General features: G+C 42.6%; 17 protein-coding genes and 2 pseudogenes. 12 read left to right on the top strand and 7 right to left on the bottom strand.

Annotated elements, in window-relative coordinates:
* Both O9295_RS26140 and O9295_RS26135 read right to left on the bottom strand, forming a co-directional pair.
* Positions 1 to 275 (bottom strand): annotated as a pseudogene (locus O9295_RS26140) (transposase); the annotation flags it as partial.
* A gap of 252 nt (positions 276 to 527) precedes the next feature.
* Entirely contained in the window at positions 528 to 1106 is a 579-nt protein-coding gene (locus tag O9295_RS26135; protein WP_288036188.1) for a DUF4347 domain-containing protein, read from the bottom strand.
* Positions 1107 to 1254: 148 nt separating this feature from the next.
* Here O9295_RS26135 and O9295_RS26130 point away from each other — a divergent pair, with 148 nt between their 5' ends.
* The 7 genes from O9295_RS26130 (at position 1255) to miaA (ending at position 10996) form a co-directional block, all read left to right on the top strand.
* Positions 1255 to 2019 carry a PD-(D/E)XK nuclease family protein gene (locus O9295_RS26130; RefSeq protein ID WP_147071169.1) on the top strand — a complete coding sequence of 255 codons (765 nt, stop codon included), beginning with the start codon at positions 1255 to 1257 and terminating at the stop codon, positions 2017 to 2019.
* A gap of 667 nt (positions 2020 to 2686) precedes the next feature.
* Positions 2687 to 3376, top strand: a complete 690-nt coding sequence (locus O9295_RS26125) for a J domain-containing protein (protein WP_079205394.1) — start codon at positions 2687 to 2689, stop codon at positions 3374 to 3376.
* 249 nt (positions 3377 to 3625) lie between these two features.
* Positions 3626 to 4237, top strand: coding sequence for a DUF3611 family protein (locus O9295_RS26120; protein WP_002800798.1), 612 nt, complete (start codon positions 3626 to 3628; stop codon positions 4235 to 4237).
* Between the two features lie 2 nt (positions 4238 to 4239).
* Positions 4240 to 4581: a DUF565 domain-containing protein gene (locus O9295_RS26115; RefSeq protein WP_002763032.1), complete on the top strand. Its 342-nt coding sequence runs from the start codon at positions 4240 to 4242 to the stop codon at positions 4579 to 4581.
* A gap of 479 nt (positions 4582 to 5060) precedes the next feature.
* The gene (locus tag O9295_RS26110) at positions 5061 to 7385 is read left to right on the top strand and encodes a tetratricopeptide repeat protein (protein ID WP_288036186.1); all 2325 of its coding nucleotides are present in this window, start codon (positions 5061 to 5063) and stop codon (positions 7383 to 7385) included.
* Positions 7386 to 7871: 486 nt separating this feature from the next.
* Positions 7872 to 9725, top strand: coding sequence for an ATP-dependent zinc metalloprotease FtsH3 (ftsH3, locus tag O9295_RS26105; protein ID WP_002784350.1), 1854 nt, complete (start codon positions 7872 to 7874; stop codon positions 9723 to 9725).
* 323 nt (positions 9726 to 10048) lie between these two features.
* Entirely contained in the window at positions 10049 to 10996 is a 948-nt protein-coding gene (miaA, locus tag O9295_RS26100) for a tRNA (adenosine(37)-N6)-dimethylallyltransferase MiaA (protein ID WP_288036185.1), read from the top strand.
* Here miaA and O9295_RS26095 read toward each other — a convergent pair.
* From O9295_RS26095 to O9295_RS26085, 3 genes are read right to left on the bottom strand one after another with little or no spacing between them, the layout of a single operon-like run.
* Positions 10938 to 12344 carry a DUF2079 domain-containing protein gene (locus O9295_RS26095; RefSeq protein ID WP_288036183.1) on the bottom strand — a complete coding sequence of 469 codons (1407 nt, stop codon included), beginning with the start codon at positions 12342 to 12344 and terminating at the stop codon, positions 10938 to 10940. The two genes, miaA and O9295_RS26095, sit on opposite strands and share 59 nt — an antisense overlap.
* Before the next feature lie 12 nt (positions 12345 to 12356).
* Positions 12357 to 13214: an amino acid ABC transporter substrate-binding protein gene (locus O9295_RS26090; protein WP_287739030.1), complete on the bottom strand. Its 858-nt coding sequence runs from the start codon at positions 13212 to 13214 to the stop codon at positions 12357 to 12359.
* A gap of 18 nt (positions 13215 to 13232) precedes the next feature.
* The gene (locus O9295_RS26085) at positions 13233 to 14270 is read right to left on the bottom strand and encodes an AI-2E family transporter (RefSeq protein WP_288036181.1); all 1038 of its coding nucleotides are present in this window, start codon (positions 14268 to 14270) and stop codon (positions 13233 to 13235) included.
* Between the two features lie 425 nt (positions 14271 to 14695).
* On the opposite strand from O9295_RS26085, the gene O9295_RS26080 reads away from it, so the two are divergent.
* Both O9295_RS26080 and O9295_RS26075 read left to right on the top strand, forming a co-directional pair.
* Positions 14696 to 15469: a pentapeptide repeat-containing protein gene (locus O9295_RS26080; protein ID WP_288036179.1), complete on the top strand. Its 774-nt coding sequence runs from the start codon at positions 14696 to 14698 to the stop codon at positions 15467 to 15469.
* 747 nt (positions 15470 to 16216) lie between these two features.
* A complete protein-coding gene (locus tag O9295_RS26075; protein WP_288036177.1) occupies positions 16217 to 17386 on the top strand; it encodes an HhoA/HhoB/HtrA family serine endopeptidase in 1170 nt (389 codons plus the stop codon).
* 251 nt (positions 17387 to 17637) lie between these two features.
* Here the strand turns inward: O9295_RS26075 and O9295_RS26070 are convergent, their stop codons facing one another.
* On the bottom strand, positions 17638 to 18501 hold the full coding sequence (locus O9295_RS26070; RefSeq protein ID WP_288036175.1) for a WYL domain-containing protein: 864 nt from the start codon (positions 18499 to 18501) through the stop codon (positions 17638 to 17640).
* Between the two features lie 99 nt (positions 18502 to 18600).
* Here O9295_RS26070 and cas3 point away from each other — a divergent pair, with 99 nt between their 5' ends.
* From cas3 to O9295_RS26055, 3 genes are read left to right on the top strand one after another with little or no spacing between them, the layout of a single operon-like run.
* A complete protein-coding gene (gene cas3 / locus O9295_RS26065) occupies positions 18601 to 20766 on the top strand; it encodes a type I-D CRISPR-associated helicase Cas3' (RefSeq protein WP_288036174.1) in 2166 nt (721 codons plus the stop codon).
* A gap of 32 nt (positions 20767 to 20798) precedes the next feature.
* Positions 20799 to 21083, top strand: a complete 285-nt coding sequence (locus O9295_RS26060) for a BrnT family toxin (protein ID WP_272081673.1) — start codon at positions 20799 to 20801, stop codon at positions 21081 to 21083.
* The gene (locus tag O9295_RS26055) at positions 21080 to 21475 is read left to right on the top strand and encodes a hypothetical protein (protein ID WP_272081674.1); all 396 of its coding nucleotides are present in this window, start codon (positions 21080 to 21082) and stop codon (positions 21473 to 21475) included. The genes O9295_RS26060 and O9295_RS26055 overlap by 4 nt, the downstream gene beginning before the upstream one ends.
* Before the next feature lie 109 nt (positions 21476 to 21584).
* Here O9295_RS26055 and O9295_RS26050 read toward each other — a convergent pair.
* A pseudogene (locus O9295_RS26050) lies at positions 21585 to 21769 on the bottom strand (RNA-guided endonuclease TnpB family protein); the annotation flags it as partial.

Raw genomic sequence — 21769 nt, 5'->3', positions numbered from 1 at the left:
AAATTTTCTTCGTATTGACTTTGAATTTCAATATGAATCAAAATCCACACTTCTTCACCCCTGAGTAACCAGACTTTATAGAGTTTGTCAGCGAAACGTTTTTTTGTCTTTGCTGAAGCGGTAATCCGTTTGAGTTCTTTTTCTAGGGATTCGGGAATTTTTGTCCAATCGATTAATTGGTGAACTTCAGGAAAAAAGAAGTATAAAAACGCTTCAAAATACTCGCTTAATGCTTCTTTCCAGGGTTCATCATAATTGGCAGTTGTTTGGTTCATGGCGAGTCGCTGTCAATCAGAAAGTTAGGCGATCCTCTAGATTCATTATTCCCCATAAATATCATCAATGCTACTTGTCGTCACAAAACTTCCCATGAGAGCAACCTACATCCACATCTGGGAGCATCTCACCTTTGTAACCCCTAAATCAGGTTTTATGTCAAGATATTTTGAAAGCCTTGCTAGAAACCAGTTTTAGGGACAAGTATAATTACTCACTTGCATAAATGAGATGCTCCCTCCACATCTTAGCTAATGTAAGGTTTTATTCTCTCCCTTTGTCACCGGGAAACTCACCTCTAACTCCCAACTTCCTCCTAAGGCTGCATTTCCTACCCGTCGGCTGGAAGCCGCTATTTTTGCCCCAGTAATTTGGGACAATTTAGTAATAAACTCTGTCCCCGCATCTCCCGCCGCGACCTGACAACCGTACAGTAGAATATGATTAATCTTTGCCCAATTCTGTAACTGTTGGCGGTAATCGTAAATATTTGTTAAATTAAGTTGACAATTCCCTAAATATAAGCATCCAGGCGCACCATGAGAGACGAGGTGAATGGTGCTAATCTGGGGATTTTGTGGTAAAAAAGCGGTGATTTGTTCGATTCCGTCTTTATTGGGAGAGAGAATAACGGTGGCGACTTCTGGAATTACCCCAGCTTGGAGACTTTGATAATCGCTAACACCAGCATCGAGGAAAACTACGGTAGCGGTTAAACGCTGATTTCTCGCACTATCCACCTGATTAGCTTGACTCAAGCCATCAGATTGAGCAAAATTGAACAAAACATCGTCAACAGCAGGAAAGCCCGGCAACAGGGTGGAAGTCATGGTGTTGGCAGCAAAGGTTTACTGCTAACATTTTTAGCTCAACAATCCCCAATCTTTCAAGACTTCCATAACATAAATTAACATTTATACAGAAAACGGGTTTCTTCGAGAAACCCGTTTTCTCGATAATATTCACGATAATCCTATTATGCCTAAGATCTACCGTCTTGCCCAAGGTCATTTAAACCTATTGGAAACCTGTCCACCCAGATTTCAAAAAGTCTATCTAGAGGAACTTAACACACCGGCTGACCCTGAACAATTGCAGCGGCAAGAATGGGGCAGTCAGTTTCACCTATTATTACAGCAGCGGGAATTAGGGCTGCCGATCGCATCTTTATTACGGGAAAATGAACAGTTAGAACATTGTTTAACGGCCCTATTAAAGGCTGCCCCGGCAATTGCCCAAAATCCGGGAGAAACCAATCGAGAAGCGGAACATTGTCGCAGTTTAACTGTGGGTAATTATTTATTAACGGTTATCTATGATTTAATTTTATTAGAGAGCGATCGAGCGGTAATTTTTGACTGGAAAACCTACTTAAAACCTATCGATGCTGACCAACTAGCCAAAAATTGGCAGACGAGACTTTATCTGTATGTGTTGGCAGAAACTTCTGCTTATCCTCTTGATAGTTTATCGATGACCTATTGGTTTGTGCAGTTGCCCCGCAGCCCCGAACAAATTACTTTTAACTATAATCGGAAACTACACCAACAGACAGGGCGAGATTTACGCCGTTTATTGAAGGATCTCGATCGCTATCTATCAGCATACCAAAATGATTTAGTTGATTTTCCCCATCGTCCCGATTGTCAGCTTCATTGTCCCTATTATCTTCGACAAGAGCGATCGGTCTCAATAGACTTACCCTCGATCGAGGATATCCCTGAAATCAATCCTTTTGTCTAATTATTGCCAATTTTGTCAGATCAGAATTATAAATTCTCAACTCTGAATTCTGAAGATTATTTTTATTTATTCTCCCTTCTCCCCCACTTCCCACTTCCCACTTCCCACTTCCCACTTCCCACTTCCCCACTTCCTAATTCATACTTTGTGCTTTTTGTCAAAAAAACTTTTTTTTTGCAATAAAACTACACAAAAAAAAGATCATCGTTGTGGGTGAAATTGACTAATTTAGCTGTCTTAACTAGGATCACCTTGTAGGTGTGGCAAGGGTTTCAACCATTGCTGTCTAAAAAAGCACAGAATAACCCACTATGAAATTCTATCAAATCGCTGTAACCATTGTAAAATCGTTGTTAAATAAAAATCTTTCTCAATTAATTCTTAAGAATTTATAAATATTGCGAAATGTTAATTTAAATATTATCAAGTTTTTGGAGTCAATAGATAATTTTTGCTTATATTTGTCCAACATGGGGTTAGAAGTCAGGAGTCGGGAGTCAGAAGTCAGTATTCAGGAGACAGGAGATTATTTTTATGTATTCTTCCCACACCCCACACCCCACACCCCACACCCCACCTCCCCACTTTCCCACTCTCGACAATTCTCCTTCTCCGCCGCGTTAAGCATAGTCGATAATAATAAGAGACAGATCGATCGCTTGCGCTCATGACCGGCAACCACTACCAAACCTTAGAAATCAGCCATAAATCGACCCCTGACGAGATTAAACGGGCCTATCGGCGTTTAGCCAGACAATTCCATCCCGATAGTCAAAACGATAGTGCCAGTCACGATAAAATCGTCGCTATTAACGCCGCCTACGAGATTTTAAGCGATCCGAGGCTAAGAAAGGACTACGATAACCAACTAATCGCCAATTTTCCCGAAAAACGCGGCCAACGCACTGCCACTGCCCAAGCAAATTACCATCGTTACAAAGAGGCGGTCCAGGAAGACGAGGCCTTGGTCAAACAGTGGTATAACCAGACCTATAGCCCGATTAATCGTCTGATCGGTCAAATTATTCGACCTCTCAAAGGTCAGATCGATCACCTATCCGCCGATCCCTTCGATGATCAGTTAATGGCTGTTTTTCAAGACTATCTAGAAACCTGTCGCCAAAATCTCGATCGAGCCAAAACCCTCTTTTGCCAAAGGCCCAACCCTGCCAAAATGGCCAAAGTGGCCGCTTCTCTTTACTACTGTCTCAATCATCTCACTGACGGACTAGAAGAATTAGAAACCTTTACCCTTAACTACGACGATCACTCTCTCCACACCGGTCAAGAAATGTTTCGCATGGCCCAGCGTTTACAGGTGGAAGCTAAACAGATAGCCAGTCAGTGCCAAAATTAGACCTCTGGTAAAAATCAAAAATTGTTGTTAGGGTTAGGAGCCAGTAGTCAGTAGTCAGGAGAATTAAGAATGAATAATAATCAATTAAATGGTCTATTTACAGATTTTAGGCAATTTAATCATTATTTTTGCCTTTTTTGAACCATGAAAAATTAATTATGCCAGAGCTTGATTAAATCTCTAGCCATGGGCAAAAAAAAAGACGAAAATAGATCAAGACCAGATTTACCCAATCCTAGCTTAACCCCGATGAGAGACAAACAATCAGAAATTACCAATATATCCACCCCTAGAGATTCTGATCTTTATTCCTTGCCTCCGGCCGTCCAACGGGCTGCTAATATCCTTTTACGTCAGGGAAGAATCGGTTTTTGGACGCAGATTGTCCTGGGCGTAATTTCAGGGGTTTTATTACTGATTGCTACCGCTAGTTTATTAGGGACGAGACAACGCACTTCTGGCATTGAAATCGGTGTTTTATGTGCCATTGGTGGGGCTGGTTTCTTGGTGGTCGCCATTTTCTTTTCCTCTCGTTACATGAAAATTGCCCGTCAAATGTTGAGGGGTGATCAAGATAGTCGCCCGAAAAAATCCGATACTATTCAGTTAATCCGTCAGGGTTTAATCGCTAATATTATCGGGATGTTTTTAACGATTTTGGGAGCGCAAGCGTTAGCGGGAATCGTCTTAATTAAATCCCTCAATGTTCCCCAAGGTACTTTTAATGTTGCCTCTAACCCCAGTCAATTTGTTAATTCGGTTGACCTGTTAATTGTGCAGGCTAATACTAATACAATTCTCGCTCACTTTACTGGTATCGTTACTTCTTTGTGGCTTCTTAATCGTATTACTTCTAAATAAATATGGCCATGCAACGCACCCGTTTAAGTACGCTGGCTAATGTCACCAGCAGTCGATTTAATAGCTTTTTTGGTAATCCTTGGCGGCGGATTTCCCTACAGATAATTTGTGTTTTATTTGGAATTTTTTCTGGTCAAGCAATTGTCACCACTGCTGGACAAACTGCTCAATGGGATGTCACCGCGGCTGGTTTATTAGTGCTGTTTACGGAGGCGATTAGCCGGATTGTTTACCGAAAAAGTTCTCAGGCTAAACCCGCACCGATTCTGCGAGAATCTTTCAATTTACTAAAAATTGGTATCACCTATAGTTTATTTCTAGAAGCCTTTAAAATTGGCTCTTAAATAGGGTTTGCTGAAAATGTTTCTTGGTGGGGGGAGGATTCAGGAGCCGGTCGGGGAAAGTGGAAACCTTGCGCTTAAGTGCCGACCGGCAGCGAGCGATCATAGCCAGACTAGACAGAACAAGTGTATTAGTTAAGCTGCCCAACGATACCCTTACTCCATGGCGCTTCTCAGGAAAATAAGGATTTCAGACGTTCATTCTCATTAGTACATTAAAATTACCCAGCTTTAGCATAGGCTCTGTAAGAGACTTTGGCTCTTCTCGACTTTGTGTGATAATTTTTGCTTATGGAATCGTGAAATGCTTACTGGGCAAGACTTTTAGGACTATTTTGCGGATATTCTATCAGTATAGACCTCGTTTCCACACAGAAACCAGAAGAGCCAGACTTTTAGCCATGGCTAGTATATTCATACAGGGGAAGTTCAGTTATAATTAAATTACCAAATTATATTTAGGGCAAATTTTTTTAATCATCATGCCACAACAATCCTTAATCACTAAAACCCTGACAGAGCAAGCCATTACCCCACTTGCACAAAATAGTTTAAATGTCAAGCTTTTTAGAAAAATACTTTTATTGTCTCCCCTGTTGTTTTGGGAATTATTGGGTTTAGAAGTTAGCTCAGTTAAAGCAGTAGAAAACCTACAATGTCCCGTTATTTCTAGGGAAGAAGTTGATACTAATGCTCTTAAAAGAGAAATTGCTGATTATTCGGCCACTCTGCGAGTCTATCCTAGCGATCTGGGTACGATTAAACTTTATCTTCAACGGGGAATGGCCCGAGAAAAAATCAACGATCAAAACGGTGCGATCGATGATTTCAGTCAATACATTTGGTACAGTAATTATAATGCTCCCGCCTTCAAAGATCGACAGTTACTAGCTCAAGCCTATTATCAAAGAGGTGTGTTAAAGTTAGCCATGGCCAAGGATCAGCATCAGCTAAAATTATTAGAAGCTGCCCGCTCAGATTTTCAGCAAGCCTTTAAATATAATCCCAATAAAAGCGAAGTTTACTTTAACCTAGCAATTATTGCATCTTTGCTCAATCATCAAGCCTTGGCTTTAGATTATTACCAGCGTTTCATCGGTTATGAAACTGAAGATTATCGCGGCTATTATCATCGAGGACAGCTATACTCTCAGTGGGGAAATTATGCAGAGGCTATCAAAGATTATGATCTGGCTATTTTATACAAACCCGATCTAATTGAAGGCTATTATAATCGGGCTATAGCTTTAGAAAAGATAGGGGGAAAACGAGAGGCTTTTAAGGATTATAAAATCGTTTTAAAATGCTCACCTAACTTATTTTTAGCCAAGAATGCTCCTAGCAGTTATCAAAACCGTGCCAGAGTACAAATTGAAATCGCTGACGAGGAAGTAGAATTAGCCAATTTATCTTCTAATTCCCCCCAAGGATATCAAACAGCGATCAATTACTATAATGGAGCAATCAAAGATCTAGCACTTGTCATCCGTATTAATCCCAACTACGATAAAATTCCCCATTCTAGAGCATTTCTTAAACGGGGTTATGCTCACCTAAGACTCAACAATAATCAAGGGGCAATTCAAGATTATAACCAAGCAATTTATCTGCAACCCCAAGACGCAAAAGCCTATGTATATCGTGGGTTAATGCGAGCCAATAAATATCAAGAATACGCAGGAGCTTTAGAGGATTTTACTGCGGCAGTGGCACGAAATCGTCATGATGCAGCCGCTAACTATCATCGGGGGTTAGTGCTGTATAAATTGGGGCGTTATCAGGAGGCAGTAGATAATTATAATATTGCCTTAGCCCAAGATGATGGGATTAATACACCTAGTTTTACTTCTCGATCTGTCTGTAGCGAAAATATCCGAGAATCTGCCGAGAAAAATTATTTTTATGACTCCAGAGAAACTGATTTTCGTCCTAATTATAATGTCTCTTGTCATGCTCAAGCGCGGGGAGATGCTTATTTTGCCTTGAAAAATTTTGCTGCGGCCGAAAGAGATTATACTACTTATATAGTTGCCTATCCTAACGATCCAGAAGGGTATCATAAACGGGCTAATGCGCGTTTTGAAAAAGGGGATAAACAGGGAGCGATCGAGGATTATAATGTATTCCTACAAAAAGTCCGTGATGCCAGAATTTTCTATAGTCGTGGTAATAGTAGCGCTGACGTGGGAGATGACCAAGGAGCGATTACAGATTATCTGCAATCTTTGAGCATTAATCCTATCGATGTGACGGTGTATAGTAATCGGGGAAATGCACGCACGGATACCGCTACTATTCCCGATAATGTACAAGTAACACCGAGAATATCGGAGAATCCGATCGCCTATAATAATCGTGGTATTATTCGACGACAAACTGGGGACAAGGAGGGTGCTTTAGAGGATTTAGATAAAGCAATTAGCTTGAATTCCAATAATCCTATTGCCTATAATAACCGGGGAGTTATTCGCTTTGATTTGGGAAATAATACCGGTGCTTTGGAGGATTTAAATATGGCTATTTCTCTCCAGTCTAAGTATGCTGAAGCTTACTATAATCGAGGTTTAGTTAAGGAAAAAATAGGCGACAAGAAGGCAGCGATCGCTGATTATCAATTAGCAATTACTTATCAGCCAAATTATGGCGAAGCTTATTATAATTTGGCGCTTGCCACCTACGATGATAAAAATCCTAGTAGTCGAGTAGCGAGCCTTAACTATTTGCAAAAAGCCGCTAATGCTTTGATAAAAACTGGTAATTTAGAACTCTATGAACGGGCGGTAGAATGGATGTTAAAAATGCAGTAATTTCTCGAAAAAATGAGCTAATTTTTGACAAATGCTCCAAGATTTGATCATTGATTAGCTTTCTTGCATAATCAATTTTTGGGGGTTCAAAAGGCTCCCAGAAAAAATCTGGCAATTCTCCCCCCGAAAAAGAAGGCTAGAAACTAAGTGCATCAAAGCTTTTAGCTGAACAAATTAGGTTTTAGCTGCGGTCCTTGTTATCGAAAAAATCGGGTCTAAAATCTCGCCTTAAGGCGACAAGTTTTTGGAGCGGGGCATAAATCCCCGTTACAAAAACGGCCTCCTGCCCCCTGCCTCCGTTATCAGTTATCAGCTTTTTTCTCCCCCGCTCCCCGCTCTCCTATCCCCCGCTGCCAACCCCCATTGAGGACCAGAACGGGCATATTAAAAAAAAACCTGTCCACTGTTCCTGAGAAACGTTAACATAAATTAACAACCCCTTAACAACCGATAAGATCATCCCCAATTTATCAGGAGTTCGACAGCGTGAACAAAAACGGTAATAACAAAAAATGGCGCAATGCGGGACTATATGCCCTATTGTTAATCGTAGTCCTTGCCTTAGCCTCAGCTTTCTTCGATCGCCAGCCAGCAGTCCAACAAACTTGGAAGTATAGCGAATTTTTACAGGAAGTCCGGGAAGGTAAAGTGGAAACCGTGCGCTTAAGTGCCGACCGGCAACGAGCGATCGTACCCACCCAAGACGGTACAAATGTATTAGTAAACCTGCCCAACGATCCGCAATTAATCAACATTTTGGCAGAAAATAACGTTGATATTTCCGTACTTCCCCAAAGAGAAGAAGGAGTATGGGTAAGAGCCTTCAGTAGCCTCTTTTTCCCGATTTTACTTCTTGTTGGTCTATTTTTCTTGCTCCGTCGCGCCCAAAGTGGTCCTGGTTCCCAAGCGATGAACTTCGGCAAATCGAAAGCAAGAGTACAGATGGAACCCCAAACCCAGGTTACTTTCGGTGATGTGGCCGGGATTGAAGGGGCAAAATTAGAATTAAACGAAGTGGTGGACTTCCTGAAAAATGCCGATCGCTTCACGGCAATTGGGGCAAAAATCCCCAAAGGAGTCCTTTTAGTCGGTCCTCCGGGGACAGGTAAAACCCTGCTTGCTCGCGCAGTAGCTGGAGAAGCAGGAGTCCCGTTTTTTAGCATTTCCGGTTCGGAATTCGTGGAAATGTTCGTCGGGGTGGGTGCTTCTCGCGTCCGCGACCTATTTGAACAAGCGAAAGCGAATGCACCTTGTATAGTTTTTATCGATGAGATTGATGCTGTCGGTCGTCAACGGGGTGCCGGTTTAGGGGGTGGTAACGATGAACGGGAACAAACCCTCAACCAATTATTAACGGAAATGGACGGTTTTGAAGGTAATACAGGTATTATCATTATCGCCGCCACTAACCGCCCCGATGTGCTGGATGCCGCTTTATTACGTCCAGGTCGTTTTGATCGCCAAGTGGTGGTAGATCGTCCCGATTACGCTGGCCGTAAGGAAATCCTTAATGTCCACTCCAGAGGCAAAACTTTGGCCCAAGACGTGGATCTCGATAAAATCGCCCGTCGTACCCCCGGTTTTACCGGTGCCGATCTAGCTAATTTGCTCAACGAAGCCGCAATTTTAGCGGCACGTCGCAATTTAACCGAGATTTCTATGGATGAGATCAACGATGCGATCGATCGTGTCCTGGCAGGTCCTGAGAAGAAAAATCGCGTCATGAGTGAAAAACGCAAAACTTTAGTTGCTTACCATGAAGCTGGTCATGCTTTGGTGGGTGCTTTAATGCCGGATTACGATCCCGTCCAGAAAATTAGTATTATTCCTCGCGGTCGCGCTGGGGGTTTAACTTGGTTCACTCCCAGCGAGGATCGCATGGAATCCGGGTTATATTCTCGCGCTTATCTGCAAAATCAGATGGCTGTAGCTTTGGGGGGTCGTTTAGCGGAAGAAATTATCTTCGGTGAGGAAGAAGTGACTACGGGTGCTTCGAATGACCTGCAACAGGTGGCACGAGTAGCGCGGCAAATGGTAACTCGTTTCGGAATGAGCGATCGCCTAGGACCGGTGGCCTTAGGTCGTCAAAATGGTAATGTTTTCCTAGGTCGTGATATCGCTTCCGATCGAGATTTCTCCGATGAAACTGCGGCAGCTATTGACGAGGAAGTGCGTAACTTAGTGGAACAGGCCTATCGTCGCGCTAAAGAGGTTTTAGTCAATAACCGCGCCATCTTGGACCAGTTAGCGCAAATGTTAGTGGAAAAAGAAACCGTGGACGCAGAGGAGTTGCAAAATATCCTCGCTAATAACGATGTGAAAATGGCGGCTTTAGCTTAAGTTTTGTAACATTTTCTTGACAAACAGCATCCTGATGGGTGCTGTTTTTTTTGTTCAACGAAAATTAATGACAAACTTAATTTCTTGCTGATAAGCTGTTAATCAGCTTAACAATACCCTGTTTAAATGCGTCTTAAGTAAGTGGTTATAATTAAATTGAAGATATATCCCCCCTTAATCCCCCCTTGATAAGTAGGGTTGATTCATGAATCAACCCTACCTTGATCAGGGGGTGTCTGATAATTTTTGATGCCTACCTACTGAGCTTAACATTCCTGTCTTTTCACTGATTACTGTTTACTGTTCACTGTCATGTAGCATCGATGACTACTTCCTCTTTACCTATTTTAATTGTTATTTGTGGGGCAACTGCCACGGGAAAATCCAGTTTAGCCCTACAATTGGCCGAAAAGTTTAATTCAGTAATTCTCAGTGCCGATTCCCGACAAATCTATCGAGAATTTAATATTGGTACCGCTAAACCTAGCTTAGAAGAATGTCAGCGGATTCCCCATTATCTAATTGATATTTGTGATCCGCAGGATAATTTTACCCTAGCACAGTACCAAGAACAAGCTGAGGATTTAATCAGCAATCTCCAGTATTCTCCTCTGTTTTTGGTTGGTGGTACGGGACTTTATATCAAGTCCATTGTCAAAGGTTTAAAAATACCGAGGGTTTCTCCTCAAGCGGATTTAAGACAGCAATTACAAGCTTTAGGACAATCCTATCTTTATCAAATTCTGACGCAGGTAGATGAGGAGGCTGCTAAAAAAATTCATCCCCATGATCAGGTAAGGACTTTACGCGCTTTAGAGGTTTTTTATCTGACAGGAAAACCTATCTCTAGTCAGCAGGGAGAAAATCCTCCCACTTATCCGATTTTACAAATTGGTTTAGATTGTTCCCCAGAAAGTTTAGGCAAGCGGATCACTGTTCGTACTCATCAAATGATCGCCAGGGGATTAGTAGCAGAGGTGCAGAATTTGGGGGATAAATACGGTTGGGATTTGCCACTTTTGCAGACTTTGGGTTATGCAGAGATTAAGCAATATCTGCTCGGGGAAATTTCTTTAGAACAGGCGATCGAGCTAATTATCCTCCACACCCGTCAATTTGCCAAACGTCAGCGCACTTGGTTTCGTGCCGATGCTGATATTATCTGGTTTCCCGTCGATAAAGAAAATTTATTGGAATCGGTGGAACGACAAATTATTTTTTTTCTTGAGGGGTTGTCAAGGCCCGATATAAAAACACATCATCCTCATTAACGATTAACTGAAAGTTGTCATTTTGATTCAGTTTATTTAAGTGAGCATCAATTAGTTCTGATGAACTAGACCAACCGGGATGACGGCGATCGAGTAGGATATAATTAAATTGATTTAAATCTAGGGATTGGGAACCTTCGATCGCTAATTTGATCATTTCTCGATGGGTAAGATGGGGGGCAATTCTAGAAGTAGTCAAGACACTCTCACTGGTGGTAATTTGGGTTAGAGCTTTTTGGGTGGCGGACCAAGTATCGAGGGAATTTAAATACAGTGACCAAAAATAGCCGTATTTAGCTAAGGCAAAAAAGGCAATAATTGCCCAAGTAATTATCCATTTAGGCTGCTTCAACCAGCTGCTATTATGGGCTAAAGTGGCGATAACCGCTAGAAATAAAAAGGGCAAAATTGGCAGGGAATATTGAGTGGTTAAGTTTTTTTGTGGGGCATGATCTGCTAATAAATTTAAAGCGAGTGCGGGAATAGCGGCAATTATTGGGGCAGAATAGCGCCAGGATAAACCCCAAACTAAGGGAATAATTAATAGGATTAGGTATTCTAGATTATTGCCAGTAAAGATTTTTCCCAAGACAAGATCGGGTTTGAGGAAAAGATTAAAGATAATTGCTGGTAAACTATCTCCTAGATAACTATATCGAGAATCGGCCATTTCAATAACTGCTGATTTTCCTGTCAGGAGAGGAATTAATAACTTCGTGGTGATAATAAACCAAAGAATGCCGCTAATAATAGCAATTATTCCCGAGATTTTTTTCTTTTCCCAGAGAAGTAACCAGATACCGATTCCCAACAATGTTAAAGAGAGAATTGCTTTACAACCGAGAATAATAATGATTCCTAGACAAAATCCCCAGAGATTATTTAATCTTGCCGCTAAAATTGTCCAAAAAATCGCTGGCACTGCGATAACTTCGGGATGAAAATCAAAGAGATTAACATTAAAAATTAGGGGATAGAGCAGATAAACTAAGGCTAATGTATAAGCTTGTTTTTCTTTTAATCCCGCTTCTATTGCCAATTGCCAGAGGGGAAAAGCACCAAGAGAAAGGGAAAAAGCTTGTAAGAAAAGCAGCCAATAAACGCTAGGATAAATTTTATAAAGTAAGGCTATAGGATAGAGAATAAAAGCGATATGATCGCCTAAAATATGGTAGTCAACAAAAGATATAATCGGTGGTTTACCTTGAGAAATTAGGTAAACTCCTTGATCGAACCAACCAAGATCGAGAGCGTTAGATTGAAATAAAATATGTCTGATAGCACTGCAAACAAACAGGATTATTGTACTGGAACTAACTAACCAAAATAAATCATTTTTTTGGGGCATAATCGTTAAGTTTTACTGGGATTTTTCGGGGTTATTACGACAATACTGCCAGGTATGTATAAAATAGGAAGCAACTTCAGTAAACCATGTTTTAAAAATATTTCTGTTCTCACTGGTGACGATAACCCCATTAATAAACTCTTGCCATTGGGGATCATTAGCGGGAAGAATGAAACCATAATAATCACAATTTAAAGGATTGCGCGGGATAAGTTTATAATCTTTTTCTAAGGATAAACCGAGAATGACAGCTTCTCCAATGAGCAGAATACCATCACTAGCAAAAGCATCTATTCTATTCCTTCTTAAACTTTGGATACCCCGCAGTCTTCCCGTCACTCCTTGAAATTCTTGATAGGTAGCAAGAGGATATTTTTGTCTTAATAATTCTTGAGTGCTGGTATCTCGCAAAACTCCAATACTTATACCTTCTAAGGACGAAGAAAAGTTAAAATTCTTCTGATTATCACTCCTCACTAAAAACTGAGTTCCCGTGACAAAAAAAGGACGAGAAAAACTGACACCATCAGGTATATTTTTTCTGATACTATTGGGACCACACTCGAAATCAACGGTTTTATTTTCCAATAACTGGAAGCGATTAAATAAAGTTGATTTATAAATTTTGACACTGATGATCTGGAGGTTTAATTTATGCTTTAGTTCCCCTCTGAGCAATTGGATAAAATCTAAGCATAATCCCTGCAAATTATTATTACTATCCCGATAGCCAAAGGGAATCGCATCTTCTCTCATAGCTACTTCTAATAATCCCGTGCGTTTAATTTTTTCTAGAACCGTTTCAGACTTAGCTGGGAGGGGAGCAAAAAAATTAGATAAAATAACGAGAGTAAGAATGATTAATTTCATGACTTTTGCCGAGATTATTTAAGATTTGTTATGGCCGTGATCCCATTGATCTAAAATGTCTTTGAATAATAATTCATCTAACCATGTTTTTACTACCACTGTCAAAGGTAAAGCCAATAATAAACCTAAGATGCCAAATATTTGAGCGAAGAAAATTTGAGCGATTAGGGTAATTGCTGGTAGTAAAGATACCTGTTTAGCCATGACAGTTGGTGTCAGCCAATAACTTTCGACATTTTGGATAATAAAATAGAGAATCAGAATAGCGACAATTTTCCAAGGTGCATCGATAACAGCAATGAGTATCGGAAAAATCACACTAGCAGTCGGTCCGATATTAGGGATAAAATTGAGCAATCCTGCTAGGATAGCATGAACGAGAACTAGATTGATTTGTAGAACAAAAAGACCGAAACCACTGAATAATCCCACCATAGTTGAACTAATGGCAATTCCCAACAACCAATTACCCAAACCTGCTTCCGATAGGGTAAGAATTTCCTCGGCGCGACGACGATAGAAGTGAGGAAATAATTTTAAGAAAGCTTGTCGATAGGGTTGGGGGTTAGCTAACATCATAATTGCTAACACCAGCACGAATAACAATTGCAAAATTGCCGCAACTGAGTTAGAAAAGAAGGTAAAAAAGTTACTAAAAACAAAGGTTCCTAAAGGTTGTAACTGCCGGACTAAATCACTTAAATTAGGCAGCGATGGCAACCAATCAAATTGAAATTGTTGTCGCCATCGAATCGAGTTATTGCGGACTAAATCCCAAGCTTGCGGTAAAAGTTCAATTAATTTTTGAAACTGTTCGATAAAGGGGGGAACGATAATTATAAAAAATAAAATCACAATTGCTAGACTCGTCAGCAGGGTAATTAAAATAGCCAAACCCCTTTTAATCCCCAATCTCTGCAATCCTTTAACACATCTATTTAAGGCTACGGTAAACACGATCGCCATAAAAATCAATAATAACAGCTGTCGAATCTGCCACAATACATAGAGAGCCATTATTAAACAGATAAACCCCAACCACTGACCAAATTTCACGACCTTGATTTATCCTATCGGGACAAGTTTTATCATACAGCAGTCGGGAGGCGGTCGGCGGTCGGCAGGTTTTAGGTGTTGGGGTGGTCACTGCGTGCGCGTTGCGGGGGGTGTTGGGGTGTTGGGGTTTTGGGGTTTTAGTTCAATTTCCCCACTTCCCCACTTCCCCACTTCCCCACTTCCCCAGAGCAAAAATTAAGTTTTGTATCAATAATTTGCTAATTTTGCTGTTATATGCTATACAATTACGCCCCAAAACAGGATAGAAAAACGAGATTTTCTTAATTACCAGACATTTTCTCAAATTTTATGGCAGCTCTCCCAGAGTCAAATTATCCTGAAAGAAATCCTCTCCTAGAAAATCCGACAAGACTCAGCAAAATTGTGGCCATTAATGCTTTTATCCTTGTATTAGGACTTCGATAATGAAAGAATTGGAGCGATACTATAAAGTTTTAGGGTTAGATCATGGGGCATCTCTCGACGAGATCAATCAGGCCTACAAAGATTTGGTGTTTATTTGGCATCCCGATCGCATTCCCAAAGATAATCAGCGTCTTTTGGAAAAAGCCACGGCTAAACTGCAAGAAATTAACCAAGCTAGGGAACAATTGCGGCAAATTCATCAAAATTCTCCTAAACGCTCCAATTCCGCCCCTAAAACTGAAAAACAGCCCGCCCACGCCTATAAAACTGCTTCTCCCTATCAGCCTCACCCTAGCCAACCCGGCCAAAATTCCCAAACCCACAGTCATAAAACCCATAGTCAACAAACCCAAACACAGCCCCAGAATAACCATCACGTCCCCAATCATGCCGCCGGCCGCCCTCACTATCGGGATTTCAACGGAGCCGATTTACAGGGGGCTAACCTGAAAGAAAAAGATCTCTCTAGTCGCAGTCTCATCGGGGCAGATTTAAGCCATGCCGACTTAAGCGATAGCTTCCTGCACAAAATTAACCTAGAAAAAGCCAATCTGTACAAAGCTAATCTTTTTCGCGCCAATCTCCTCGAAGCTAACCTTAAGGGCGCAAATTTACAGGAAGCCAATCTCATCGGGGCGGATTTAAGCGGGGCGGATCTGTCGGCGGCGGATTTACGCGGGGCAAAAATTGGCTTTGGTAAGCGTATTATGGTGAAATTAACCGGGGCAATTTTAACAGGAACAATTCTCCCCGATGGTTCGATTCATCAATAGACCTCTTGTAAAAATCAAAAATTGTTGTTAGGGTTAGGAGTCAGGGGTCAGGAGTCAGTAGTCAGGAGAATTAAGAATGAATAATAATCAATTAAATGGTCTATTTAAGGATTTTAGGCAATTTAATCCTTATTTTTACCGTTTTTGAACCCTCAAAAATTAATTATGCAAGAGGTTTCATTAAACCTCTTGCTAATTTTGATAAGTATCTAAGCACAATTAATTACACATCTAAGCCACTACTCCGTCAGACTTCTGCTGATGTGAGCAAACAGAGAACTGAAAACTCAAATCCGATCCCTAATAGCTGTATCCCGTCTCCTGTCTCCTGTCTCGGAGTCTCCTGTCTCGACTAGGAAATTAATTTTGCACGACTACTTAGGGTCTGCTGAAAAAGTTTTTCCTGGGGGCAGGGTGTGGGGTGTAGGGTGTGGGGTGTAGGGTTTTACCGATTTTGAGGTAGTCAGTTACCTAATTTTCAGGGAAAAAGTCCAGGAATTTTACCCCCGATCACTCCAATGGTAGGCACTTTTTGAGGTCAAAAAAGTCTAAAAGCCTTATCCAACAAGGTTTTTAGATTTATTCAGCCAGCCCTAGTAAACGGCAAACCATGACCAAATCCGTCTGCTGGCGGATTTGGTGTCAACCATCGATTTAAACGGAGCGATCGATTTGTTAGATTTTTAATAGTCCGTCTGTCAACCAATAGACAGAAACAGTCCAAACATCAGAATCAGAGATCAAAGTATGAAACTTCCTACAGGGTTACGGCGAACTATTACCCACGCTTTAGCAACTTTTCTGGGAATTATGCTCGGTTTTAGCAGTTTAGCGGCGGTAAATGCTCAAAATCTGCCCAGCGCTGCCGCCGATCTGGCCAGAATTCCCCCGGAGATGACGGCGGAAAGTTTTGTCGCTAAGGCAGTGGCGCGCACGGGTGCGGCAGTGGTGCGAATTGACACCGAAGCGATCATTACTCGTCCCAATAGCCCCTTTTTTGATGATCCTTTTTTTCAGGAGTTTTTTGGAGAACAGTTTCGTCTTCCCACCCAGCAGCGAGTTGCTGGCCAGGGATCGGGTTTTATTATCGATGGCAGTGGTTTAATCTTAACTAATGCCCATGTGGTCGATAATGCCGATAAGGTAACGGTAACTTTAAAAGATGGTCGTAGCTTCAAAGGAGAAGTGCGCGGTACTGATGAGATCACTGATTTAGCCGTAGTGAAAATTAATCCCCAAGGGGAAAATTTACCTGTAGCCGTCCTCGGCAATTCCTCATCCATACAAGTGGGGGACTGGGCGATCGCAGTAGGCAATCCCGTCGGTCTAGATAATACGGTAACTTTAGGAATTATTAGCACGATCGGGCGCTCGGCGGCTAAGGCTGGTATTCCCGATAAACGCATTGATTTTATCCAAACCGATGCCGCTATTAACCCGGGTAATTCCGGCGGTCCTTTACTCAACGCCCAAGGGGAAGTCATCGGCATCAATACGGCGATTCGTGCCGATGCCATGGGCATCGGTTTTGCCATTCCCATCGACCGGGCCAAGCAGTTACAAGCAACCCTAGAAGCAGGTCAAAAGGTGGCCCATCCCTATATCGGTGTGCAGATGGTTAATCTAACTCCCGATTTAGCCCGGGCTAATAATCAAAACCCCAATTCTGCCATGATCGTCCCGGAAGTGTCGGGAATTTTGGTGGTGAAAGTCCTACCCAATACCCCCGCCGAAAAAGCCGGGATCCGTCGCGGGGATGTGATTGTTAAAGCTAATAATCAACCGGTTAGCGATGGCGGTGAGTTACAGGAAATGGTGGAAAAAACCGGGATCGGTCAATCTTTACCCCTAAGAATCAGAAGGGGGGAAAGGGCGATCGATCTCACCGTAATCACCGCCCAAATGTCAAATCAGTAATCGGCAGTCAGTGATCAGTTATCAGATGTGAGTTTTCATGCCTTGATTAGAGTTCTTGCATAATTAATTTTTGAGAGTTCAAAAATGACAAAAACAAGCATGAAATTGCATAAAATCTCCAAGAAGAGCATTCAATTGATTAATGCTCATTCTTAATTCTCCTGGCTCCTGACTACTGGCTCCTTACTCCTCACCTAACGGAAGATTTTTGATTTCTGCAAGAGGTCTATTGAGCAGCGACGAAAATCTTTTCAGGACTCGTAGCGCCGATAAAGCCGCTGCAACTTGTCATAGAAACGCTTGCGGACTTTTTCCGGGGAGATCAGCAAGCAATCTTCTCCGTAGGGAAGAATCTCGCGGAAAAACCAGAAGCTACTCGTTACCTGTCGGGTAATCTGCCGGACGAGGGGATCGTTCGAGATCAATTCGTTGGCGATATCGATAGCGCTTTTAGTCCGGTACGATCGAGCTAATCCATCGAATAGCTGAAACTCGGCCGACACACTATCAAGCTGATTGCGCCATTTGCCCCTAGGGATCGGGGTAATTAAGGAATCGCTGGGGATTCGATCGATCCGTAAACTCCAATTATGCTGTAGTTCGGAAATATCTTGATTTCCCTCGGTTTCCTCGCACCAACAATCGAGATATAAGCGATCCTCGTGACGATTGATAGCGGCATGGTAAAGATGGAATTCCCAGATTCGATCGCCGGCATCCTGATAGGATAACTGAAACGGTTGTTGTCGGAGAATGCAGCGATCGAGTTCCCACCGCCATGGCGGGGGAGGATTATCGAGGCGGCCTTCTAGCTCTTTGCGTAAGGGGCCTGACAGTTCGCTCCGTTCTAATAGTAGTTTAGCCAGTTCTAGGGCGATGGGGATTTGCCCAGCATCGATGAGAGAATCGATCGCCTGTTGGAGCATCTGCAAGCGATCGGGCTTCCAGTCGTGATTAGGAGCGATTTTAAGTTTATTATGGGCAATTTCTTTGATTAACTTCGATATATTCGGTTTATCTCCCCAAAATAGCCCAAATTCACTGGCAAGGATTTCTAGGGACTGTTTTTCTTTTTCACTGACCGATAAAGTGATTGATTGTCCTATCCGGCTCATAGTTTATAAATATACGGACACTTTTTCTGTTAAGGTACTTGTCCATCCCTATTATCGTGGTTAGTATGGAAGATAGCAAGAAGTTACGGACAGAAATTCATGGTAAATTATCAAGTAACGCTCAGGCCAGTCTATTCCTGTCCCGCAGACGAGATACCAGACGGCATCAAGGTTCCGCAAGGATGGCGGTTATCGTGGCATCAGGTGGAGACGTGGAAAGCACTCAACGATCCCGATATCGATGTGATTTTCAATACGGCCATGACGGGGGACGGGAAAAGTCTAGCGGCCTACCTGCGAACTTTGCAAGGATATTTCCCGATTATGGGACTCTACCCAACCAACGAACTGGCGCGGGATCAGCGGGGTCAGATCGAGGCATATATTCAACGATTTCAACCAACGGATCAACCCCGGGTCAATCTTTTAACCGGGCCCGAGTTGGAATTGTACGCCGAACGGGATGGGAAAACGAAAGCGATCGCTCTAGAGACTCGATCGAAACAGTCGGAAATTCTCTTAACTAACCCCGATATTTTCCATTATCTGCATCGGGGGGCCTATTTAACCCCCTACGATAACCCCGATCAGCTATGGAACCGGATCGATAAACATTTCGCTCTCTTCCTATTCGATGAATTTCACGTTTTCGGCACGCCACAGGTCGCCAGCATAATCAATACCATGCTTCTAATCCGACGGGCCAATCGTGGGAAACGATACCTGTTTCTATCCGCAACTCCCGACGAGGGTTTACTAAAACGATTGGATAAAGCGGGGTTTCGCTATCGATCGATCGACCCAGTAAGAGAAGGAAAATACCGGTTTCCCGATACCCCAGAAGAGGCCAATTCCCTCGCTCAACAGGGATGGCGACAAGTAACCTCGGAAATCGAGCTATCTTTTATTCCCTTACCGTCGAGTTTTCAAACTTCGGAAAATTGGTTGAAAGAAAATAAAGAGCGAATTTTAGACTATTTTAAGCGATACCCCGGCAGCAAGGGCGCGATTATTCTCAATTCGATCGCTTCGGTTAAACGTCTGCTGCCGATTTTCCGAGAATTATTGGCGACTATCGGTTTAACAGTGGGGGAAAATACGGGTCTTTCGGGAACGCGGGAGAAGTTGGCATCGTTAAATCGTGATCTGGTGATCGGAACGAGTACCATCGATGTGGGGGTGGACTTCAAGATTAATTTTCTCATTTTTGAGTCGTCCGATGCGGGAAATTTTATTCAACGTTTCGGCCGTTTAGGCCGTCACAGCGGCTATGATCGAAAGGGAACGGCGGTAAAATTTACTAACTTCACAGCGATCGCTCTGGTTCCGAAATTTTTCCTAGAACGGTTATTCGAGAAGAAAGACGCACCGTTACAAGTCGGGGAACGGTATGACCGAATTCAGCTACAGGAGGCCATCAAGAGTAACTACCGTCATATCAATAATTTCGAGGGTTATTACCAACGTTGGGGAGCGGTACAATCATTTCAACTCTGGTGGAATTTAGGGAGTCCGAAGATCAAATCCCAATACGGGGAAAGTCGCCAGAAGTTTCAACAGGAATGCGAGGAGGTTTTCGATACCAGTTTAAAACGGGTCGCCGGTCGGGTGAAAGGATGGGCCGACGAATGGAAGGAGTTATCGGGGAAAAGCGGTAATCCGATTTTCGAGGATGCGTCTAGTTTTCGCGGGTCGAGTCCGTTACTATGCGGGTTATACGATTCGACGGAACCAGAGGAGGGCGATCGCTTTAAAACCTACGATTTACCCAGTATTCTCGGTAATCTAGAGGTGGAGGTGTGGAGAAAAGGCGAGTTTAAGCGCCAGATCGAGGCCACGAAAACACCGATCGCGCGCAGACGTTTCGATTATTGTCTCACGTTTCTGAATTTAAAGGGGTATCGAGAGGAACGGTTAAACTGGCGCTTTACCTACGACGGCGATTTAGGCGAGATCGCCTCTGCGTGGAAAGTACAGGTTTTGACGGGAATCGGTGTTTGGCAACCAGATAATCCTTGGCTCGATCGAATTAGTCGGGAGTTACGGGATCAGGCTCTGGTTAGCTTCGTTCTTGCCTATCCCGTTGCCGCAGTTCGCCAACGCTTACAATTACCGATGCACTTCGGTATTTATCCGATTAGTGACGAGAGTAGTATTCATTCTCCCCTGTCACCCTATTCTATAGCGATCGGTCAATCGGCTTTGTTGTTGGATACTCTCGCTCATCGGTTCAAAGGTAAAGGGGGTGAGGTGTGGATCTGTTGACACGGAACAATTGAGTGTTTTAGCTTCAAAGGATGAAAAGAGTAAGATGGAATCAAGAAAAAAACGAGCAGTTACAACGAGAGCGGTATCTATCTTTCGAGATGGTAGAGGAAGCTATCTATCGAGGAGAGGTATTGGACGATAAAGTTCATCCCAATCGAGCGCGTTACCCGAATCAAAGAATTCTCATTGTCAAGCTGAATGATTATGCCTACGAAGTTCCTTACGTCGTCAACGAATCGGAAATTTTTCTAAAAACGATCATTCCATCTCGAAAAGCTACGAAAAAGTACCTTAAAAAAGGTGATTCAACATGAAAACCAACGATACAAGCTCTTTTGATGCTTCACTCGATCCAGCTACCTTACACGCTCGGAGAACCGATATCAGTAACCTCGATCCGGAGGAACGAGAGCTACTAGAATCTTACGAGCGAGGGGAGTGGGTTTCGGATTTTAGCCCGGAACGATTGCAAGAGTTACAATCATATGTTCGAGAAACGTGGAAGTTACGCGACCAAGAAGAAGGCACACTTCAAAAACTGCTCGCTATTCTTAGTGACGGTCAGTGGCACTCTGCGGATGAACTAGCTTCTAAAGTAGGCTCCCGCTTTGGTCAGACAATTTTCGAGATGCGCCGAAAGGGATATTCAATAGAAAAACAAGAGATCGCTCGCGAGCGATTTGAATATAGAATAGCTTCGACCTAAAAGCGATATTTCAAGTACAAATCGCTTAAGGCAACGTTTTTAGGCGATCCCTAATAGGGATTAAAGCTTGCTCTGAATGAAAAAGCTTACGGCATTGACACTCCCCGCTCTAAAGAGACGGGGATTCTTGGTTCACAGAGATTACTTGCTTAGACAGAATTGCTTCTGAAAAAGTAGAGGTATTCTCTCCCCAAGCGTTTATTGGATCGAGCCCAAAGGTTCCGGTATGCCCTACCGTACTTAGTCCCCTTTTAAGGATGTTGATTGCGGCGTTTTCATCCCTATCCAAAACAC

This window comes from Microcystis sp. LE18-22.4A (genome assembly GCF_027531105.1).
GTDB lineage: Bacteria > Cyanobacteriota > Cyanobacteriia > Cyanobacteriales > Microcystaceae > Microcystis > Microcystis aeruginosa.
The sequence above is the reverse complement of the archived record's forward strand: the minus strand, read 5'-3'. Positions and strand labels throughout refer to the sequence as shown.

Coding starts and splice junctions, on each gene's coding strand:
- O9295_RS26135 (WP_288036188.1), bottom strand. CDS start 1,106: ATGACTTCCACCCTGTTGCCGGGCTTTCCTGCTGTTGACGATGTTTTG.
- O9295_RS26125 (WP_079205394.1), top strand. CDS start 2,687: ATGACCGGCAACCACTACCAAACCTTAGAAATCAGCCATAAATCGACC.
- cas3 (WP_288036174.1), top strand. CDS start 18,601: ATGGTAAATTATCAAGTAACGCTCAGGCCAGTCTATTCCTGTCCCGCA.
- O9295_RS26060 (WP_272081673.1), top strand. CDS start 20,799: ATGAAAAGAGTAAGATGGAATCAAGAAAAAAACGAGCAGTTACAACGA.
- O9295_RS26075 (WP_288036177.1), top strand. CDS start 16,217: ATGAAACTTCCTACAGGGTTACGGCGAACTATTACCCACGCTTTAGCA.
- O9295_RS26130 (WP_147071169.1), top strand. CDS start 1,255: ATGCCTAAGATCTACCGTCTTGCCCAAGGTCATTTAAACCTATTGGAA.
- O9295_RS26115 (WP_002763032.1), top strand. CDS start 4,240: ATGGCCATGCAACGCACCCGTTTAAGTACGCTGGCTAATGTCACCAGC.
- miaA (WP_288036185.1), top strand. CDS start 10,049: ATGACTACTTCCTCTTTACCTATTTTAATTGTTATTTGTGGGGCAACT.
- O9295_RS26095 (WP_288036183.1), bottom strand. CDS start 12,344: ATGCCCCAAAAAAATGATTTATTTTGGTTAGTTAGTTCCAGTACAATA.
- O9295_RS26120 (WP_002800798.1), top strand. CDS start 3,626: ATGAGAGACAAACAATCAGAAATTACCAATATATCCACCCCTAGAGAT.
- O9295_RS26080 (WP_288036179.1), top strand. CDS start 14,696: ATGAAAGAATTGGAGCGATACTATAAAGTTTTAGGGTTAGATCATGGG.
- O9295_RS26110 (WP_288036186.1), top strand. CDS start 5,061: ATGCCACAACAATCCTTAATCACTAAAACCCTGACAGAGCAAGCCATT.
- O9295_RS26070 (WP_288036175.1), bottom strand. CDS start 18,501: ATGAGCCGGATAGGACAATCAATCACTTTATCGGTCAGTGAAAAAGAA.
- O9295_RS26090 (WP_287739030.1), bottom strand. CDS start 13,214: ATGAAATTAATCATTCTTACTCTCGTTATTTTATCTAATTTTTTTGCT.
- O9295_RS26055 (WP_272081674.1), top strand. CDS start 21,080: ATGAAAACCAACGATACAAGCTCTTTTGATGCTTCACTCGATCCAGCT.